This is a genomic window from Streptomyces tamarix (assembly GCF_032423885.1).
Lineage (GTDB): Bacteria > Actinomycetota > Actinomycetes > Streptomycetales > Streptomycetaceae > Streptomyces > Streptomyces tamarix.
Genome location: NZ_JAWCTQ010000038.1, coordinates 37406 through 54860, shown reverse-complemented (window position 1 = coordinate 54860; position 17455 = coordinate 37406). Strand labels below are relative to the sequence as shown.

The window sequence follows — 17455 nt, the reverse complement described above, 5'->3', positions numbered from 1 at the left end:
AGGGGCCGTTCACTTCGCCTTCGGCGCGACGACCGCCACCGGTGGCGCCGCCGGTACCGGGTTGAGCGCCGCCTTCGCCACCGCCGCGTTGCCCGTCTGGTCCTGGCCCGCGAGGAGCATCGCGCCCGCCGGACCCAGGGCTCCGGCCGCCTGGGCCACCGAGGCGTTGCTCACCGGTAGGGCCACCGACAACGGCACCACGGCCACCGGCTCCCCTTGGCGGGCCGCCGTCGCGGTCTCCTGGGGGCGTGCCGGCGGGACCGGCGCCACCAGGCGGTGCAGGGAGAGCGGGGGTTCGGTGGGCAGCATGGGTGTCACCCCTGGGACGTGTCGCCGAGCAGGTGGGCGTGGGGACCGAGTTCGGACGGGCGCAGCAGGCGGGCCTCGCGCTGGAACTGGCGCGCCACTCCGCGTACGACGTGCCGCATGGCGATCGCGTCGCCGCCGCCGTCCGCCGCGGCCAGGGCGGCGGTGCGGGCCGCCGCGGTGATGCCGGCGCCGGTCATGTCGAGGCGGGCCAGCGCGTCCAGGTCGACGTCGGGGGCGAGGGGGGCCTCCTGGGGGAAGGCCAGCCGCCACAGCCTGCGCCGCTCGGCCGCGCCGGGGCGGGGGAAGTGGACCACGAAGTGGAAGCGCCGGGTGAACGCCGGGTCGATGTTGTCCTTCAGGTTGCTGGTGAGGATCACCAGTCCGTCGCTGGCCTCCAGGCGCTGCAGCAGGTAGCCGACCTCCATGTTGGCGTAGCGGTCGGTGCCGTGCTTCACCTCGCCGCGCTTGCCGAACAGGGCGTCGGCCTCGTCGAAGAGGAGCACCGCGTGGCTCTCCTCCGCCTGCCGGAACGCGGTCTCCATGTTCTTCTCCGTCTCGCCCACCCACTTGGAGACGACCTGGGCGAGGTCCACCTTGAGGAGTTCCAGGCCGAGCATGCCGGTGACGATCTCGGCGGACATGGTCTTGCCGGTGCCCGGCTCCCCGGTGAACAGCGCCTTGACCCCGCCGTGTGCCGAGCGGCGGGCGAAGCCCCACGTCTCGGAGATCCGGGGCCAGGCGCGGAACGCCGAGGCGATCTCCAGGATCTGCTGGAACTGGACGTCGGGCAGGACCAGGTCGTCCACGGTCCGCCGGGGCACGATCGAGCGCACGGTGCTGCCGCTGCGGCCCCGGGTGACGGTGGCGATGGCGGGTTCGACGTGGTCGGCGACCGGTTCGGGGCGGCCGTTGCCCGCCAGGCGCGCCCCGGCGTCCGCGACCGACGCCACGGCGCGCAGTTCGCCCCCGCTCATCCGGTACCGCGCGGCGAGGTCCTCCAGGAGGGGACCGTTCAGGTCCGGGAGCGCCGCCGACCACATGGCGCGCCGGTCGGTGAGACCCGGTGCGGGGACGGTGAGTTCCGCGTACGCGCGTACGGCGAGCAGGGCCGCCGGGCGCCACGGCCGGAGGCCGGTCAGGCACACCGGCACGCGTGAGCGGAGCAGCGCGGCGGAGACGGTGTCGATGTGCTCCCGCCGCGGTTCGCCGTGCAGGTCGTCGGTGGGGATCCACAACACCGCGCCCAGCGCGGCGGCCGTCCGTAGGTCGGCCTCGGGGTCACCGGTCAGCGTCCGCAGCGGTGCCCCGGCCGCCCGGGCCAGGGCCTGTACGGCGTCGAGCTGGCCGTCGGGCGGGCAGCCCCACAGCCCCGCGAGGTCGATGCCGCCCGCGCCCAGCGCCCGGCCGAGGCGGGCGAGCCGGTCCGAGGACAGATGCGGGGCGAGGAGGCGCGGGTCCGGCGGTGCGACCTCGCCGGGGTCGTGGCCGAGCAGGCCGACGTCGGTGCCCCAGCCGAGCAGGAAGTCCAGCACGCCGGGGCCCAGGAGGAGTTCCTGCGCGAGCTCGACCGCGGCTTCGCCGTAGGGCCGCAGCAGGCCGTACCGGCGCAGCGGCCCGGCCGGTCCGAGCGCACGGCGCAGGGCGAGACGGGCGGCCGCGCTGCCGTCCCGGTCGGTGCTGGAGGGGCCCGCAGCGCTCCCGGGCCCGCCGGAGCCGTCCGCGCTGCCGTCCCCTTCGCCTTCGCCCTGGCCCGCCGCCCTCCCGGGCCCGTCCGGGACCGCGCTCAGCGCCCCGACCGTGACCAGCAGCTCCACGCTCGGCAGCCGCCGGTTCAGGTTGTCCACGATGTACGCGTAGATCCGCTCGTAGCCGCGGTCCAGTTCGGGCGCGGCCACCAGCAGCAGCGCGTCCTGTTCGGCGCGGGTCAGGCCGAACCTGGTGGCGAGCGCGTCCAGCGGCAGGGTCCTGCCGTCGGCGGACGCGCGCCGCCTCAGGTCCCGTTCGGCCTCCGGCTCGGGCCGTCGGGGCGCGTGCGGCGCGGCCATCGCGTCGGTGAAGGCGGACACCTCACCGAGCAGCACGTCGACCTGCTCGTCGGTCACGCAGTACGGCGTGAGGTCCGGCCGGGTGAGCCGGGCCGCGATCCGCGCCTGCCGCTCGACGGCGGCGCGCAGCGCCCGGTGGACGTCCGCCAGGCGGATCCGCAGGTGTTCCAGCGCCGGTTCGCCCATGTGGCTCACCCTCCCGAGAACGTCAGGGTCCGCCCGCCCAGCCAGACCACGTCGGGCACGTCGGCGAGCAGCCCGCCGCGCAGCAGGTCCGCGTGGCGCCGTCCCATCGGGACGCGCACCCGGACGGCGGCGGGCTCGAACCGGACGGTGGCCTCCAGGTCGGCGAAGCGGTTCAGGGCCGGCAGCGGGTCGGGGATCTCGCGGTCGCGCCAGAGCGTCCAGGCGATCGTGGACAGGCCCAGGGCCGCGGCCAGGGTGACGGTGCGCTCCAGCGCGGCGTCCCGCGCGAGCGGCACCGCCCGGCGCTCGGTGACCAGGGCGGTGACCAGGCCCGCCAGCCGGTCGGCGTGGCCGGGCAGTTCGGCGGCGAGGCGCGGGTCGGGCCGTCGCCGCGTGGTGCCCGTCCACAGCGGCGTGCGCCAGGGCAGCCGCGCGACCGGATCACCGCGCAGCGGCCGTACGCCCGTCAGGAACGGCACGTCCGCCGAGGCCAGCTCGCGCAGGGAGCCGGGGGGCAGGGGGCCGTCGCAGACCAGCACGGGCGGCCGTCCGCACTCCCGCCAGTACGGCAGCAGCGCCGCTGTGTCCGCCGCCCAGGCGATCGGGAACACGCCCTGGGCGTCGACGAGGAGCAGCCCGTCACCGGTGCCGGTGAGTAGAAGCGGGTCGGCGGGGTCGTGGCCGCGGCACACGGAGAGCGCGAGGACGCCGTCGAGCACCGGGAGCGCGGGGCGTACGGCGCGGGCGAACGCGGTCAGCCGCTCCTCGGGGACGGGCGGTTCGAGCCCGGCGAAGGCGGCGGCCGCCTCGCTGTCCTGTTCCCCGCGGCGCCAGCCGCGCGCGGTCGCGCCCAGCACCTTGTACGCCAGGGCGGCGGCGAACAGCGGCGCTTCCTCGGCCAGTTCCACTCCGGCCAGGGCGGGGCCGATCGCGTCGAGGTACCCGATGCGCGCCAGGGGCCCGGCGAGCAGGAACGGCAGCGCGGACCGCACGCGGACCTCTCCGCCGGCGCGCGCCGCGACGGTGCCCCCCGCCCGCGGGGCCGGTTCCCCTGCCGCCCGGTCGTGCGGGCCGGTCAGGGACCGCACCAGCCGTGCCGCCTCCTCGCGGCCGGCCGATCCCAGGTACGCGGCGAGGTGCCCGGGCTGTGGCTCGACCGGCCCGCCGGTGCGGGCGCGCCGGACGAGCTCCGCGAGCAGGTGGGCCGCCGCCGCGTCGTCGGCGCCGAGCAGGGCGAGCGCGTACGCCCGGAGCGACTCCTCGGGCAGCAGCGCGATCAGCGCGTCCAGTTCGCCCCGTTCGGCGAGTTCGCCGAAGAGGGCGGCGGCCACGGGCTCGGCCCGCGGGCCCGCCGTCGCGGCGAAGGACTCCTCGAACGACACCGCGCCGGGGGGCTCCTCACCAAGGGCCTCCGCCAGCGGGACCGGTGCGAAGCGGACCTCGGTGGGCGCGCGGGTCCGGCCGGGCCATCCGGGCCCGCCCGGCCGGACGGTGACGGTCACCGGTTCGGTTATCTCCACGTCCGGGCCGTCGCCGGCCAGTTGCTGCGCGAAGTGGTCCGCCAGCAGCTCCGGGAGGGTGTCGATCACGTTCTGCACCAGGGCGCGCGGATCGGGTCCCCAGCTCCACCCGCCGCGCCGGACCACCGTCACCGTGCACCGGTGCACGGTGATCCCGCCGGTTTCCTCGGCGGTCCGCGCGGGCGGTCCGGTCACGTCACCCCCGCCTTCTCCAGGCGGCCCGCCCAGCCCACCACGAGCACCAGCACGCCGTGCGTACCGCCCGGGTCGAGGGTCAGGGGCAGGGTCACCCGGTTCTGCTGGGCGGGGATCTCCCCGGCCAGTACGCGGGTGTCCTGGTCGTCGGAGACCAGGGCGACCACCCTGGTGGGCCGGGCCGCCGCGACCCGTACGGTGACGGTGAGTCCGTCCGGCGCCAGCGCGACGCCCTCGCCGCCGCTCCACGCGGCCAGGCGCAGCAGCGTGGGTTTGGGCCTGCCCTCGGGGGTCAGTTCGACCCCGAAGGCCAGCGGGTCGGCGAAGACGGCCGGTTCGTCGTCCACGGTCGCCACGGCGAGTTCCCCGGCGTTCAGCGGGAGGGTGGCGGTCCGGCCGCCGCCGAGAAGGACGCGCAGCGGCAGCGCGCGCCCGACGAGCGCGGCCGCGTCGGCCGGTGCGTCGGCGCCGGTCAGGGCCACGGCGCCCACGACGTGGCCGGTGTCGGCCGCGTACACCACGGTGAGGGCCATCGTCAGCCACCGCCGTTCGTCGGCGCGACCGTCACCAGGACGAGGAAGTCGACGGCCCCGGGCCGTTCGACGACCGCGGCCGGGACGGCCAGCGGGTCGTACAGACGTGTCCGGCACCTGACCCTGCGCTCGCCGTCCACGGCGGCCTCCACCGTGCTGACCAGCGTGGAGTCCGTCGGGGGCGGCGGGGTGCGCGGGGTCAGCCGCACATGGACCACGACCCGGCCGTCGGCGACCTGGTCCGGGGTGATGCCGGGGGGCAGCGGCAGCAGCGTCCCGTCGGTGGCGGTACCGGAGGCCACCAGTGTGCTGCCGGTCGGCATCCGGCCGCTGAAGCCGCCCTCGACGGTGAGGTTGCCGTTGGCCGCGACGGTCATCAGCGGGGCGATCGTGCCGCCGCCCCGGTACAGGCCGAAGACCAGGCTCGGCTGGTCGCCGCCGGACAGCACGAGCGCGGGCCGGCCCTCCTGGGCCGCCGTGCCCGTACGCAGGGTCAGCGAGTCCGACCGGGCCGCGACGGTGTCCGCGCGCACGCCCGTGAAGCGCACCCCCACGCCGCGCGCCCGGGTCTCCACGCCGCTGAAGTGGCCGTCCGTCCAGCGGACGTAGCCGAGCAGGACGAGCCAGCGGCCGGGCGGATCGGCCGGCGGGGCGCCGATGGCGGGCGGTCGCTGCTCCTCGGCCAGCCGCTCGTCGCCGAGGCGCCCGAAGAGGATCTGGTACGACTCCTCCACCCGCGTCCCGGTGGCGCCGCCGGCGCAGGGGACGGGGCCCGGGGGTCCGCCCGGTTTCCGGTCGGCCGCGGTGAGGAACACCGGGTAGGGCTCGTCCGTGGGCTGGTCCGCGCCGTTGACCTCCTCGAAGTCGCTCTCGCGCAGCACGACCGACTCGGGGACGACCACCTCGCGGCCGGTGCCGTCGACGGCGATCCCCGGCGCCACGGCCACTTCGAGGTGGCGGGTGTTGGTCAGCGGGTCGGTACGGGGCTCGGTGACCAGGCCGAGCCCTTCGGCGACGCCCCACTCGTGCAGGTGGCGCGCGTGCCGGGCGGCCAGGCCGCGCGCGTACTCCACCGTGGCCGTCAGGTCCGCGGCGGCCAGTACCTGACCCTCGTGGAAGGCGGGGCGCAGCGGGCCGGTCATGGCGTGCCCCCGGGCTTCTGGCCACGGGAGGAACGGGTGCGCTTGGCCGGCGGCCTGGCGGGTTCGTCCTGGTCCGGCGGCCCGCCCGGCGCCTCCTCGGAGGTACCGGCCGCTCCTGAGCCCGACCCCCGGTCCGGTGCCTCGACCCGCTCCCGGAGCCGGGCCACTTCGGTCTGCGCGCTGCCCAGTCGGGTGCGCAGGCCCTCCAGCGCGGAGGTCAGGTCGGCGACCTGCACGCGCAGCACGGCCAGTTCGTGCATGCTGTCGGTCACCTCGCTCGGGGTCGTGTAGACCTGTTCGTGCAGCGCCTTGGGCGGGGTCTCCCCCGGCGCGGGGGTGAGCAGCAGGGACAGCATCTCCTCCAGGTCCCCCGTGCGCGGCCAGTCGCCGAGCAGCCCCTCGACGTACGGCCGTGCCACTTCGCCCTCCGGCGGGAGGGTCGGCCTCCGGTGCGGCGGCACCGGACGGCAGCACACCCGTTCGGCCAGTTCGCGCAGCCGGTAGAGCTTGGGCAGCCACTCGCCGTACGCCGATCCGCCCGGCAGCACCTGCTCCCGGGTGGCCGAGCAGACCCGTACGACGTCGCAGCCGTCCAGTTCCAGGTGGGCGAGCAGGACGTCGGTGTCCGCGCAGTCGCCGTACGGCGGGTTGAGCGTGGCGCACGCCGCGTCGGTCAGGAAGCGCCGCAGCGCGACGGTCAGTGCCGCCGCCGCCTCGGCGATCTGCTGCACCTCGGCGACGGTCGCCCTCTCCACGCTGCCCTGGGGCGGGGCCGGCAGCGGCGGCGGTACGTCGACGGCGGCGACCTCCGCGCGCAGCCGGCAGTCGCCGGTCCCGCCCGACTGGTCCAGGCGGCACAGCAGCCACTCCCGGATCAGGGCGAGGTCCGCCCGGAAGTCCACCCGCAGCGCGTGGCTCAGCGGGGTGCCCTGGGCCAGCATGCGCACCTCCAGCGGCGCGTCGGCGTCGCCCCGCTCCGGTACGACCCGGGCCGCCGTCTCGGTGACGACCGCGCGGGCGAGCGTGCGGCGCAGCGGGTCGGGCCACGCCGCCTCCGTGTCGGTGCCGCCGAGCCGGTCGCACGCCGTGCCCAGGACACGGCGGGCCTCCGCGACCGTGGCGAGGTCCGGGTACTCCCTCCTGAGCCGGTCCTGCCCGGCCGGGTCGTGGGTGTCGAACCGGGCCACGCCGCTGGCGAGCGCGCGGACGTGCTCGGTCATCTCGCGGGCCGCCGGCGGGGGCGGGGGGCCCTCGCCGGCCGCGTTCTCGCGCAGCCACGCCAGGGAGGTGGCGTAGCGCCTGGCGTCGGCGGCGTCGAAGCGGAACGCCCGGCCCGTGCCGGCCGAGGCCGTGGACAGCGCGTCGAGGTGGTGGCCGAGCCGCCGGTCCCGGGTGCGCGCCCGGTCGGCCCGCGCGAGGTCGCCGATGGCGGCGAGCAGCCGGGTGCCGGGGTTGTGGCGGTGGTCCTCGACGTCGCCGCACTTGACGACGAAGCGGAACCCCTCCTGGATCCGGGAGGGCACGCAGCCCGGCGAGGGGCAGGGCTCCTCCGTGGCGTACGGCGCCACCGGCTCGACGGGGAGTTCCTGGTAGCGCACGTAGAGCCCGTAGCGGCGCCCGCCGTCGTCGCAGTCCTCCGCGCAGTCCGCGCCGAGGGCGCCGATCCGCTGCTCCCGGACCAGGGCCTGCACGTCGACCTGTTCGGTGCAGGGCACCACGATGTCGTTCCCGGCGCAGTCGAGCGCGTGGCCGGGGTGCACCGCCACGGTTCCGCCGCCGCAGGGGGCGCAGGTGACGCCGAGGCCGCGGACGACGCCGGGCCCGTACAGGGAGCGGTTGCGCAGTCTGCCCTTCGCGGTCGTGTAGTCGATCAGGAGGCTGAGGTCGTCCTCGGTCAGCAGCTGGCCCGCGAAGAAGCGGGGGCGTACGAAGGCGGAGGTCCGGGCGGTGTCACCCCCGCAGCCGCATCCGCAGTCTGTTCGCATGATCAGCGCTCCTTCACGAAGAACCAGCTCTCGAAGACGTCCCCGCCCGCGCCGGTGCCGGACGTCCAGGGACCGACGCCCGACGGCGGGAGGCCGCATCCCCCGCGGGACGCGGGCCCGTCCGCGCCGGCGTCGGCTTCGGCGTCCGCACGGGTGCCGATGGTCGGTACGCGACCGCCGACGTGGGTGCCGTCGACCGGGCGGCAGCAGCGGTCCAGGACGAACGCGGAGCGGACGGTGATCATCACGCGGTCGCCGTCCTGCAGCGTCTCGCGCGTGGTCTGGCGGTAGCGGAACCGCCGCGTGAACTCGCCGCACCCGGAGTCCGGTTCGGCGAACGTGCCGCCCATGTACCAGGTGGAGGCGTTGCGGCCGCTGCCGCCCTCGATCACCTGGAGCTCGACCACGCCGGGTCGCAGCGAGTCGGTGCGCACGTCGGCGGAGAACCGCACCACCAGCCCGGCGCCCTCGTCCTGGGTGCCGAGCAGCGCCCTGGCCTCGTCGACGGTGTAGGTGTGTCCGTGGATCCAGTTGATCCCGGTGATCACCGTGGGCAGGTGGCGGCCGAACGGGCGGCGCACGTTCATGTGGATCCGGCCGCGGCGCACCGGCTCGTGCCAGTCCACGCGGTCGATCCGCGCCAGCCACAGCACCTTGTGCTCGCACCGTGAGCAGCAGGTGTCGCAGCGCTCGTCCACCGGGGGCTCACAGCCGGTGACGCAGATCCTGTAGCACTCCTCGGTCCAGCCGAACTCGCAGTCGGAGGTGTCCGCGCAGGCGTCGTCGTAGACGGCGCGGGTGGGCTCCACGGGCCGCTCGGCGTACCGGACGCCGACCCAGACCGTGTCGGTGTCCCGCTCGTCGCGGGGCAGCGCCTTCCACAGGTCGACCACGCAGCCGCCCCGCACCACGACCTCGTTGCCCTCGCAGTCCACGGCGAGGCCGGGGGTGATCCTCACCCTGGCCCCGCGCCGGGCGTGCTCCGGCTCCGCGCCGTCCTCCCCGGCCGGCACGGACGCGTCGGCCTCCGCCGCGGGCCCGCCACCGGGCGGGCAGCCGCCGTCCGGCGGCGGCACCGGCTCGACGAACAGGCCGCACACCACGCCGTAGCCGAGCAGGCTGCGCAGGCGCAGCCGCGACTTCTCGCGGTGGTAGTCCTGTTCGCGCTGGAAGTCGCGGGCGCCCAGCATCTGACCGTGGAAATAGCGCAACCTGCGCAGCGGCGGCACGTCGGGCTCCGCTGCCGCCGACGCTCCTGTCTCCTTCATCTTCCCGTCCTCTCACGACACTTGTGTATGCACACCGACGGCGGAGACGACCCCCAGGCCCATCCCCCGGCGCGGTCCTGCGGGTCCCGGCCTGAGCACCCCGTCGTGGTTCAGCCGCAGCGGGGCACCTCCGCCGAGCACGGGGGGCGGCAGCGGGACGAACGCCGTGTCCACGCCGACCGCGGACCGGGAGCCGACGACGAAGCCGGCGCCGCCGGTCCGTACCGTCCCCACCGTGTGCGCGGGTGCCTGGCGCTCCACCAGCCGCCGCAGCGCCCGTACGTCCGCCGACCCGGCGGGCAGGAGCACCCGGAACCGGTGGGCGTGCGCGGCGAGGGGGTCGCCGTCCGGATCTCCGAAGGCGCGCAGCGGTGCCGCGCCCAGGGCCGATCCGCCGACCCGGAAGCGGCTCGCCGACCGGCCGAACAGCCGTACGGAACCGAGTCCCCGGCCCGACTCCCGCCCCGTCTCCCCCGGCCCGGGGTCGTCGAGGGCCGCCCGCAGCCACGCCCAGCGGCGGTCGGCCGCCAGCTCGTCGACGACCGGGGTCACCCCGAACACGATGCGGACGGCCTCCCGCAGCGCCCACGGCGTGCCCCGGCGCCGGTACAGCTCCGGGGCCGCGGCCAGCAGCGCGCGCCGGGTCAGCGCGTCCCAGCCCGCCTCGAACGACAGGCCCAGCAGTCCGGCCAGCCACGGCAGCACGCGGTCGGGGACGCCCGCCGGGTCGAGGAGGGCCGGATACCGCTCGATGGCCCGGTCGAGCTCGGCGAAGGCGGCGTCGAACAGCGACAGGAAGCGCTCGGTGAAGTCGTCGGCCTCGGGGTCCTGGCGGAAGGCGGGCGGCAGCAGGTCGGCGCTGGTGGCCCGGGGGAAGTCCAGCCGGATCCGGTGGACGACCGGAGTCGCGCCGCCGTCGCCCGACAGCCGGAGCCTCAGCCGCAGGAAGCGGCCGGGCGGCTGGTCGACGAGGAAGTCCCCGGCCCCCGGCGCCGCGGCCTGCCAGTCGCCCTCCTCGTGGTGGCCGTCCTCGGTCACCACGATCTCGGTGCGGACCGCCGTGCCGGCGGGCACGTCGGCGTCGACGCGCACGCGGTGCCAGCGGCAGCGCGAGACACCGCTGTCGACCAGGGTGGTGACGTACGAGCCGCTGGTCACGTACGCGTCGGTCGCCGGCGGCACGGGCTCGCGGGGCAGACCCCGCCAGGTGTGGCAGTGGGTCTCGGGCCCGTCCGGGCCCTTCTCGTCCAGGCAGAAGCCGTCCTCGGTCGCCGAGACGAGCGCGGACGGCGGCAGCGCCGCGGCCAGTTCGTCGGCGGTGGCGGTGCGGAAGGGCCGGCCGGGGCCTCCCCGGTGGATCCCCAGTCGGGTGCCGTCGTCGGTGAGCAGCCACACCGTCCGCTCCGGTCCGGTGCGCAGGCCGACGATCTCGCCCCGGACACCGGTGCGCAGCACCCCGCGGAAGCCGCCCGCCGAGTCGAACCGGCGCAGGTCCGCGCTGCCCCGGCAGGCGACCAGGACCTCGTCGTCCGGCGCGGGCGCGGCCCACCGGGGCCGCCGCACCGGGATCACCCCGGCGAGCTGGGCGCCCTCACGGCGCCATACGAGCACCCGGTCGGACTCCACCACGGCCAGCCGGTGCCCGCGCGCGGCGACCGAGACCGGCTCGCGCAGCGTGCCGGGGTCGAGGGCGGGCGGCCACACGGGGGTGAAGGCGCCGCCGCAGGCGCCGCGGCGCAGCAGCAGCCGCTCCCCGGGGACCAGCAGGTACCAGGCGCGCGGCGCGCAGCCGGGCGCGAGCCGCGGGTCGGGGAACCACGGCAGCAACCGGGCCCTCGTGGGGCCTTCCGGCAGGGAGCCGCGGTGGGCGAGCCGGATCCCCGCCGGGTCGTCGAAGCCGACGATGCCGCCCGTGCCCGGTTCGCTCCCGGCGGGGGCCTCGTCCCAGCCGACGTACGCGTCGAGGAGGCGGAAGGTCGCGGGGTGGGGTGTGCACGTCATGGCCGGTCTCCTACGGGGATCAGCAGCGGGCGCTCCGGCCAGACCAGGTCGTGGGGCCCGATCGGGTGGTCGGCGCAGGACGGCAGCCGCACCCCGTCGACGGTGAGCGAGAGCCGGGGGACGGCCAGGACCCCGTCGACCGCGAGGAGGCACCGGACCAGGGGGACGTGCCGCAGCGTGCCGCCGAACGGCCAGCCCGCGCCGTCCTCCCCGCCGCGCAGCGGGTCCAGGTAGGCGCGCACCGCGTCGCCCGCCCTCGCCAGGACCGCGGCGCGGTCGTGGTCCGGGTCGAGGGCGACCCACGACTCGACGGCGACGCGGCGGTACGGCGCGGGGGCCGCGACCACGGTGACCCCGGCGGGGGCGGCCTCGCGGGTCAGGAAGTCGGCGACGGCCCGCAGCGTCGCGGCGGTGGGGACCGGGGGTTCTCCGGTGTCGTCGCCCGGGGGCACGACGAGGACCCCCACGACGCCGGGGATCGGCGCTCCGGCGAAGTCGGGGTGGAGGCCGGGCACGCCCCGGGCGCGGGCCACGGACGCGCCGGGCGCACGGGTGGCCAGCAGTCCGTAGTCGGCCGGGGCCACGGCCCGTCCGCGGGCGCGCAGTTGGCCGACGCCCCGGCGCATCGTGTCGGCGTCGGGCTCGGCGTCCGCACCGCCCGAGGACGGGAAGGGGTTGGTGACGCCGACGACGTGCGGCAGGGCGGTCACCACGGCGTTGACGGCACCGGCGCGCACGGCACCGGCGGCGCCTCCGCCCACGCGGTAGCGGACGGCGCGGACGTTGCGGAAGCCGGGCGGCACGGCCGCGCCGTGGACGCCGTCCCCGAACGTCACCTCGCCGCTCTCGTGGTCGACGGTGAAGACGCGGTCGTCCGCGCCGTGGGCGGCCAGGCTCTCCACCTCCCGCCAGCGGGAGGCGGAACCTGCCGTGGTGCCGAACACGTCGGCGCCGGGGTCGTCGTCGACCTCGATGACCACGGACCCGGTGAGGACGGGCACCTGGCTGAGCCTCATGCGGCGAAGACCGCTCCCCCCGGTCTCCTGGATCGGCTGGAGCGGTTCGTCCCTGATCGTGCGGGCGGCCGTGGCGGTGACCGTGTTCAGCCGCAGTCCGGTCAGCACCGGCGCGGGCCCGCCGAAGGCGCCGTGCGCCATCCGCAGGCGCAGCCAGCGCAGCGGGGGCCCCGGCCGGGTGCCGGGCGGGCTGCCCGGCGCCCACGCGCGCGGGACGCGCAGTTCGACGGTCCCGCTCGCCCGGAACCCGGCCGTGGAGTCGCGCACCAGCTCGGCGGGAACGAGCCGGGTGCCGTCCAGTACGTCCCAGCGCAGCAGCGGCGCGGGGGCCTGCGGCAGGGGCGCCGGGCCGCCGGAGTCCACGGGCGCGGGCGGGGCGGCGGCCACGACGAAGCCCAGCGAGAGGCGGGGGTGGGGGGCGGCCGTCCCGGCGAGTCCGATCCACAGGCCGTTGCCGGGCTCCGGGTCCCGGCCGAACGGCGCGAACGGGCGGCCGGGCCCGGCCGGACCCAGCGGCAGGGACTCCAGCGTGCCGCCCTCCTGCACGGCGAGGGCGGCGAGGACGGCCGGGGTGGCGTACAGGTCCTGGTCCGTCTCGTACACCACCTGCCCGGCCGGGCCGGACGCCGCGCTCTGGAACCCGGCCGGTACGAGGACGGAGGCGCCGTCCGGCGGGTTCACGGTGAACTCCAGGAGGGCCGTCGCCACCCCCGCCGGGCGCCGTCGCACCCCCGCCGTCGCCAGGTGCTCGGCCAGCACCTTCTCGGGCAGCCGGTTGACCCGCGCGAGCACGGGTTCGGCCTGGGTGCCGAAGAGGCGGACGAGCGCGACCCCGGCGTCCCGGCGGTCGGGGTCGGTCCAGTCCGGGGTGTGGCCCGCGATCCGGCCGCGTACCCCGGACCGGACCGCCTCGCGGGTCGCGTCGGTCAGCTCGGGCTGGACGCCGGACGGCCCGGGGCCCGGTACGATCCTCCCCTCCTTCTCGCGGGCGGCCTTCTCCCACCACACGTCGCCGGTCATACGAGCCCCTCCCCCGGTTCGGCGGCGGGCACGATCCGGGTGCGGACCGCCCGCAGGACGGGGAGTTCACCGGGGCCGAGCGGGACTTCCCGGCAGTCCTCGTCCGGGGCCGCCCCGTCGAGGCCGATCGCCACGGCGGAGACGTCCGCGAGGTCGCCCAGCGCGCGCTGCGCGGCCCGCAGCAGGGCCGCGGGCCGCAGCGGCTGCCCGAACGGCCAGCCGTCCCGGTCGTCGCCCCCCACCAGCGGGTCGAGGAAGCGGCGCAGCGCCCCGGTGAGCACGGCGGACACCCGGGCGCGGTCGGCGGGGTCGCCCGACAGGTCGGCGCGCACCGCCACGTCGCGGTAGCGGGGCGCGCGGACGAAGACCTCGGAGGTGAGCAGCCGGGCCCGCTCCAGCCGGGCGGCGACCGCGCACAGCGCGCCCGGGTCGGGGCGGGGCGCGGCGACGAAGTCCTCGCGGGCCAGGTCGTCGCGCGGCACCGCCGGAACGAGGTGCACGGTGACCGCCCCGGGCACCCGGGAGCACGGGAAGCCGGGGTGCTCGCCCAGGGCGGCGTGGGCACGGGCGACGGCGACGCCCGGCGTCGTACGGGCGAGGGTGACGAAGTCGTCGGCGGTGACCGCGCGGGTCACCTCGCCCAGGGAGGCGGCGGCGCGCCGCCGCGCCTCGGCGACGGTCTCCGGGTCGGCGCCGCCTTCGGCGCGTACGGGGTTGACGGCCGTGACCGCCGCCGGGGTCTCCTCGGCCGGGACCCAGTTGGCGGTCATGCCGCCGTTGCCGTCCCGGCCGCCGCCGACGGCGTACGCGACGTCCGCGTCGCGGCCCGGCCGGGGGATGCGGCCGGTGAGCCCGTCGCCGAACACCACCGCGCCCTCGGTCCGGTCGAGCACGAAGATCCGGTCGGCCGGCCCGCCGAAGGTGAGGTCCGGCACGGGCCGCCACTCCTCCCCCGCGAGCCGCAGGTCCGCCTCGACGAGCCGTTCGGCGGCCTCCGGCAGCACGAGGCGCTGGCCGGGCAGCTTGAGCCAGGCGTCGATCTGCTCCCGCAGTTCGGCGCCGCCCGCGGTGCGCCGCCGCAGGTGGCGCGCGGCGGACACGTTGAGGGCGAGTTGGAGCAGGCGCGGCGGGGCGGCGTGGGTCGCGGCCGGGGTGGACACGAGGACGCCGCTGTCCCGGGTGGTCCAGCCGGGGGGCGGGTGGAGCCGTACGACTCCGGAGCGCCTGAGCCCGGCCGTGCCGTCCTCGACCTTCTCGAACGGTCCGTGGGCGTCGGTGCCCGGGCGGAACCAGGACCAGGTCAGCTCGGCGGGGGGCGGCACGTCGGCGACCGCCCCGGGCAGCCACGACGGCGCGGACGCGGCGGGCGCGTCCAGCTCGAACAGCAGGCTGAGCGGGCCGGGCGCGGGGTGCGCCCCGGTGAGCGGCAGGGTGAACCGGACGTGCGCGGGGGCCCCGTCGGCGGCCAGGAGCGGGACGCCCCGGCGGGCCGGCAGGTCCGCCGTGCGGTCGCGGTCGGTCCACACGGTGACCTGCGCGCCCTCGGCGAGCGGGAAGACGGCCACGTCGTCGTCGAGGGTGAAGACGACCTGCCCGGCCGGGTCGCGGGTGAGCGCCGTCCCGGCGGGGACGACCGGGACCGCGGTGCCCTCCTGCCGGGCTTCGAGGCGCAGCACGGTGGCCGCGGGCCGGGCCGGGCGCGGGGGTTCGAGGCCGAGCAGCCCCAGCACGGCGACCACGAGCGCGTCCGGCACCTGGTCGAGCCAGTACAGCCGCTGTTCGAGGAGGTAGGCGAAGAGTTCGAGGAGGGTGACGCCGGGGTCGACGGGCGCGTGCAGCGTCCAGGCGCCGTCCGACTCGGCGGGGATCCGGCGGCGGATGGCCGCCATCATGTCGGCCCAGGTGAGGTCGTCCAGCTTGGGCGCGGGCAGGGTCACGGCGTCCTCCCCGTGGGGGCGGTGGGCCCGGTGAGCCCGGCGTAGAACGGGAACACGAGGTTCGCCTTGGTGTTGCTGCGCCGGACGCGGTAGACGACGGAGACGGTGATCCGCGACTCGTCGGCCGGGTCGGCCTCCGCGCGGACCTCGTCGAGCTCCACCCTGGGCTCGTGGTCGCGGACGGCGGCGGCGATCGAGTTCTCCAGGTCGCGCAGGTTCTGCACGCTGCCGGGCGCGAAGAGCAACTCGTGGGCCCGCGTGCCGAGTTCGGGTCGCATGACCCGCTCGCCCGTGCCGGTGAGCAGCAGCGCCCTCAGACAGTGCTCGATGCTCTCCTCGCCGACGGCGTACCCCAGCCGCCCGGACGCGTCGGGCAGGATCGGGAACCGCCAGCCGGTCCCGAGGAACTCCTCGCTCATGCCGTCCTCGACTTCTTGGCCAGTACGGCGGGGGTGAGCGGCGGGGCCGGCGGGCCGGTGGGCCCGGCGGCGGTCGGGTGGGTGTGCGCGTTGAACGCCTGGAGCAGCGCGTTGCCGAGCACGAGGGGCTCGGTGCTGCCGCCGCCGAGGTCGATGGAGGGGGAGTCGACCGTCACCTTCGGCGCCTTGAGCGTGATCTCCCCCTGCGCGGTCACGGTCACGCTGCCGCCCTCGGCGGCGGTGATCCGGATCGCCTTCCCCCGGTCGTCCAGCTCCACCACGTGTCCGGCGGCCGACGTGATCCGGACGGCGGCGTCGGACCGCGTGTCGTCGAGGAGCACCTCGTGCCCGTGCCTGGTCCGGATCGCCTTCTGGTCGCGGCCCCCGGTACGGGCGGTCGGCGGCTTGTCCTTGCCGTTGTAGAGGCCGCCGAGCACGATCGGGAACCGCATGTCCCCGTGGACGAAGGCGACGAGGACCTCGTCGCCCTTCTCGGGCACGAACACGGTGCCGTAGCCGTCCCCGGCGTACGGCTGGCTGACGCGGATCCAGTCGGTGACCGTGACGTCGTCGAACCACGGGAACCTCAGTTTGACCCGGCCCTCGTCGTCGCCCTCGTTCTCCACGACGAGCGCTTCGACGACGCCGTAGTACCGCTTGTCGGTGCTGCGGGCCCGCGGTGTGGTCCTGGTGGTCACTGGTCCCCCTGGTGGATCCGCCGTCCGGTGAACTGGGTGAAGAACCCGCTGGTGTTGAGCGTGTGCTCGACCCGTTTGACGAAGTACATGCCGGAGAACCGGCGCCCGAGGCCGTGGATCTCCAGGTTGTCGCCGGGCCGCAGTTCGGGCAGGCCCGCCACCTTGCCGGTGGCGGTGATGAACTCGTAGGCGCGCTCCCTCAGCAGGCTGATCGCCAGTTCGCGGGCCTCCTGGTCGCTGCCGACCGGCGCGTCGACCAGGACCTCCTGGCGGCCCTGCAGCGCGGACTCGGCGACCTGCGGCCCGCTCTGCCCGTCGGCGGTGTTCTGCCCGGCCGGCAGGTTCTCCGCGGTCGCGGTGAACGCGATGGGCTGTTTGGTACGGGGGTCCCAGCCGCGCACCGTGACCTTGCTGACCTGCTGCGACACGGTCAGGGTCGGGGTGAACTCCAGCAGGTTGGGGACCAGCCCCTCGGGCTGGGCGGTGGGGCCGGTGGACAGCCCCGGCGCGTAGGCCAGTCGGTACACCCGGATGGGGCGGCCGTCGCGGCCGTCGGTCGGCTTGATGAAGTAGAGCGTGTCCTCGCCGGTCCCGGGGTCGGGCAGGATGTAGCAGTCGAAGTCCAGCCGCTTGGCCCGCTCCAGCAGGAACGTCGCGTCGTCCTGGTTCTTCTGCACCACCCGGTCGTGGGTCGGCCCCTCGCGGGTGACCTCGACCCGGAGGTGGTTGCGCTGGGCGATCTGCTCGGCGATCCGCCAGTCGGGCAGGTGGCGGTAGATCTTGGTCTCCTCCCCGGTGGGTTTGCGGTCCTTGAGCCGCAGCAGCCCGTCCACTCCGCTGACCTGGACGGTGGGGGACGCGCTCTCGGTGAACTTCGGGCTGAGCGTGGAGATGGTCCCGGTGGCGACGGTGAGCAGCTTGTCGGCGTAGCCGAGCCGTACCGAGACCCGGCCGCCGAGCCGGAAGCTCGGCGAGTCGCTGTGCTTGAACCGCAGGTGGGCGTCGTCCCAGTTGTTGAGGGTGAGGTCGAAGCCCGACATCTCGTCGATGTCCCGGTTCACCTTGATGTCGATGATGTCGTTCTTGGTGGAGGGGTCCATCTCCAGTCCCTCGATGCGCACCTCGAACTCGGGCGCGTACCGGTCGGGCGGGGCCACCTCGGGGGTGGGGGTGGTCATCGC

Annotated in this window: 13 protein-coding genes; all 13 read right to left on the bottom strand. The window is 76.4% G+C overall.

All coding sequences use genetic code 11. From position 1 onward, the window contains the following. Positions 1-9 precede the first annotated feature (9 nt). Genes RND61_RS24885 through RND61_RS24825 form a run of 13 tightly spaced genes read right to left on the bottom strand, consistent with a single transcriptional unit; the run spans position 10 to position 17452 of the window. Positions 10-309, bottom strand: a complete 300-nt coding sequence (locus RND61_RS24885) for a hypothetical protein (RefSeq protein ID WP_315880317.1) — start codon at positions 307-309, stop codon at positions 10-12. Positions 310-314: 5 nt separating this feature from the next. Beyond that, the gene (locus RND61_RS24880; RefSeq protein WP_315880316.1) at positions 315-2540 is read right to left on the bottom strand and encodes an ATP-binding protein; all 2226 of its coding nucleotides are present in this window, start codon (positions 2538-2540) and stop codon (positions 315-317) included. 5 nt (positions 2541-2545) lie between these two features. After that, positions 2546-4255 carry a hypothetical protein gene (locus tag RND61_RS24875; RefSeq protein WP_315880315.1) on the bottom strand — a complete coding sequence of 570 codons (1710 nt, stop codon included), beginning with the start codon at positions 4253-4255 and terminating at the stop codon, positions 2546-2548. Continuing rightward, positions 4252-4788, bottom strand: coding sequence for a hypothetical protein (locus RND61_RS24870; RefSeq protein ID WP_315880314.1), 537 nt, complete (start codon positions 4786-4788; stop codon positions 4252-4254). The genes RND61_RS24875 and RND61_RS24870 overlap by 4 nt, the downstream gene beginning before the upstream one ends. A gap of 2 nt (positions 4789-4790) precedes the next feature. Beyond that, the gene (locus RND61_RS24865) at positions 4791-5930 is read right to left on the bottom strand and encodes a hypothetical protein (RefSeq protein WP_315880313.1); all 1140 of its coding nucleotides are present in this window, start codon (positions 5928-5930) and stop codon (positions 4791-4793) included. Next, positions 5927-7915, bottom strand: coding sequence for a hypothetical protein (locus RND61_RS24860; RefSeq protein WP_315880312.1), 1989 nt, complete (start codon positions 7913-7915; stop codon positions 5927-5929). The genes RND61_RS24865 and RND61_RS24860 overlap by 4 nt, the downstream gene beginning before the upstream one ends. A gap of 2 nt (positions 7916-7917) precedes the next feature. Beyond that, positions 7918-9183, bottom strand: a complete 1266-nt coding sequence (locus RND61_RS24855; RefSeq protein WP_315880311.1) for a hypothetical protein — start codon at positions 9181-9183, stop codon at positions 7918-7920. 12 nt (positions 9184-9195) lie between these two features. Further along, entirely contained in the window at positions 9196-11184 is a 1989-nt protein-coding gene (locus tag RND61_RS24850; RefSeq protein ID WP_315880310.1) for a phage tail protein, read from the bottom strand. Then, entirely contained in the window at positions 11181-13220 is a 2040-nt protein-coding gene (locus RND61_RS24845) for a putative baseplate assembly protein (protein ID WP_315880309.1), read from the bottom strand. The genes RND61_RS24850 and RND61_RS24845 overlap by 4 nt, the downstream gene beginning before the upstream one ends. Then, positions 13217-15157, bottom strand: a complete 1941-nt coding sequence (locus RND61_RS24840) for a putative baseplate assembly protein (RefSeq protein WP_315880308.1) — start codon at positions 15155-15157, stop codon at positions 13217-13219. Before RND61_RS24840 ends, RND61_RS24845 begins: the two co-directional genes overlap by 4 nt. After that, positions 15154-15576 carry a GPW/gp25 family protein gene (locus RND61_RS24835; protein WP_315880307.1) on the bottom strand — a complete coding sequence of 141 codons (423 nt, stop codon included), beginning with the start codon at positions 15574-15576 and terminating at the stop codon, positions 15154-15156. Before RND61_RS24835 ends, RND61_RS24840 begins: the two co-directional genes overlap by 4 nt. Beyond that, entirely contained in the window at positions 15573-16274 is a 702-nt protein-coding gene (locus RND61_RS24830) for a phage baseplate assembly protein V (protein ID WP_315880306.1), read from the bottom strand. Before RND61_RS24830 ends, RND61_RS24835 begins: the two co-directional genes overlap by 4 nt. After that, positions 16271-17452, bottom strand: coding sequence for a phage late control D family protein (locus RND61_RS24825; protein ID WP_315880305.1), 1182 nt, complete (start codon positions 17450-17452; stop codon positions 16271-16273). Before RND61_RS24825 ends, RND61_RS24830 begins: the two co-directional genes overlap by 4 nt. Positions 17453-17455 lie beyond the last annotated feature (3 nt).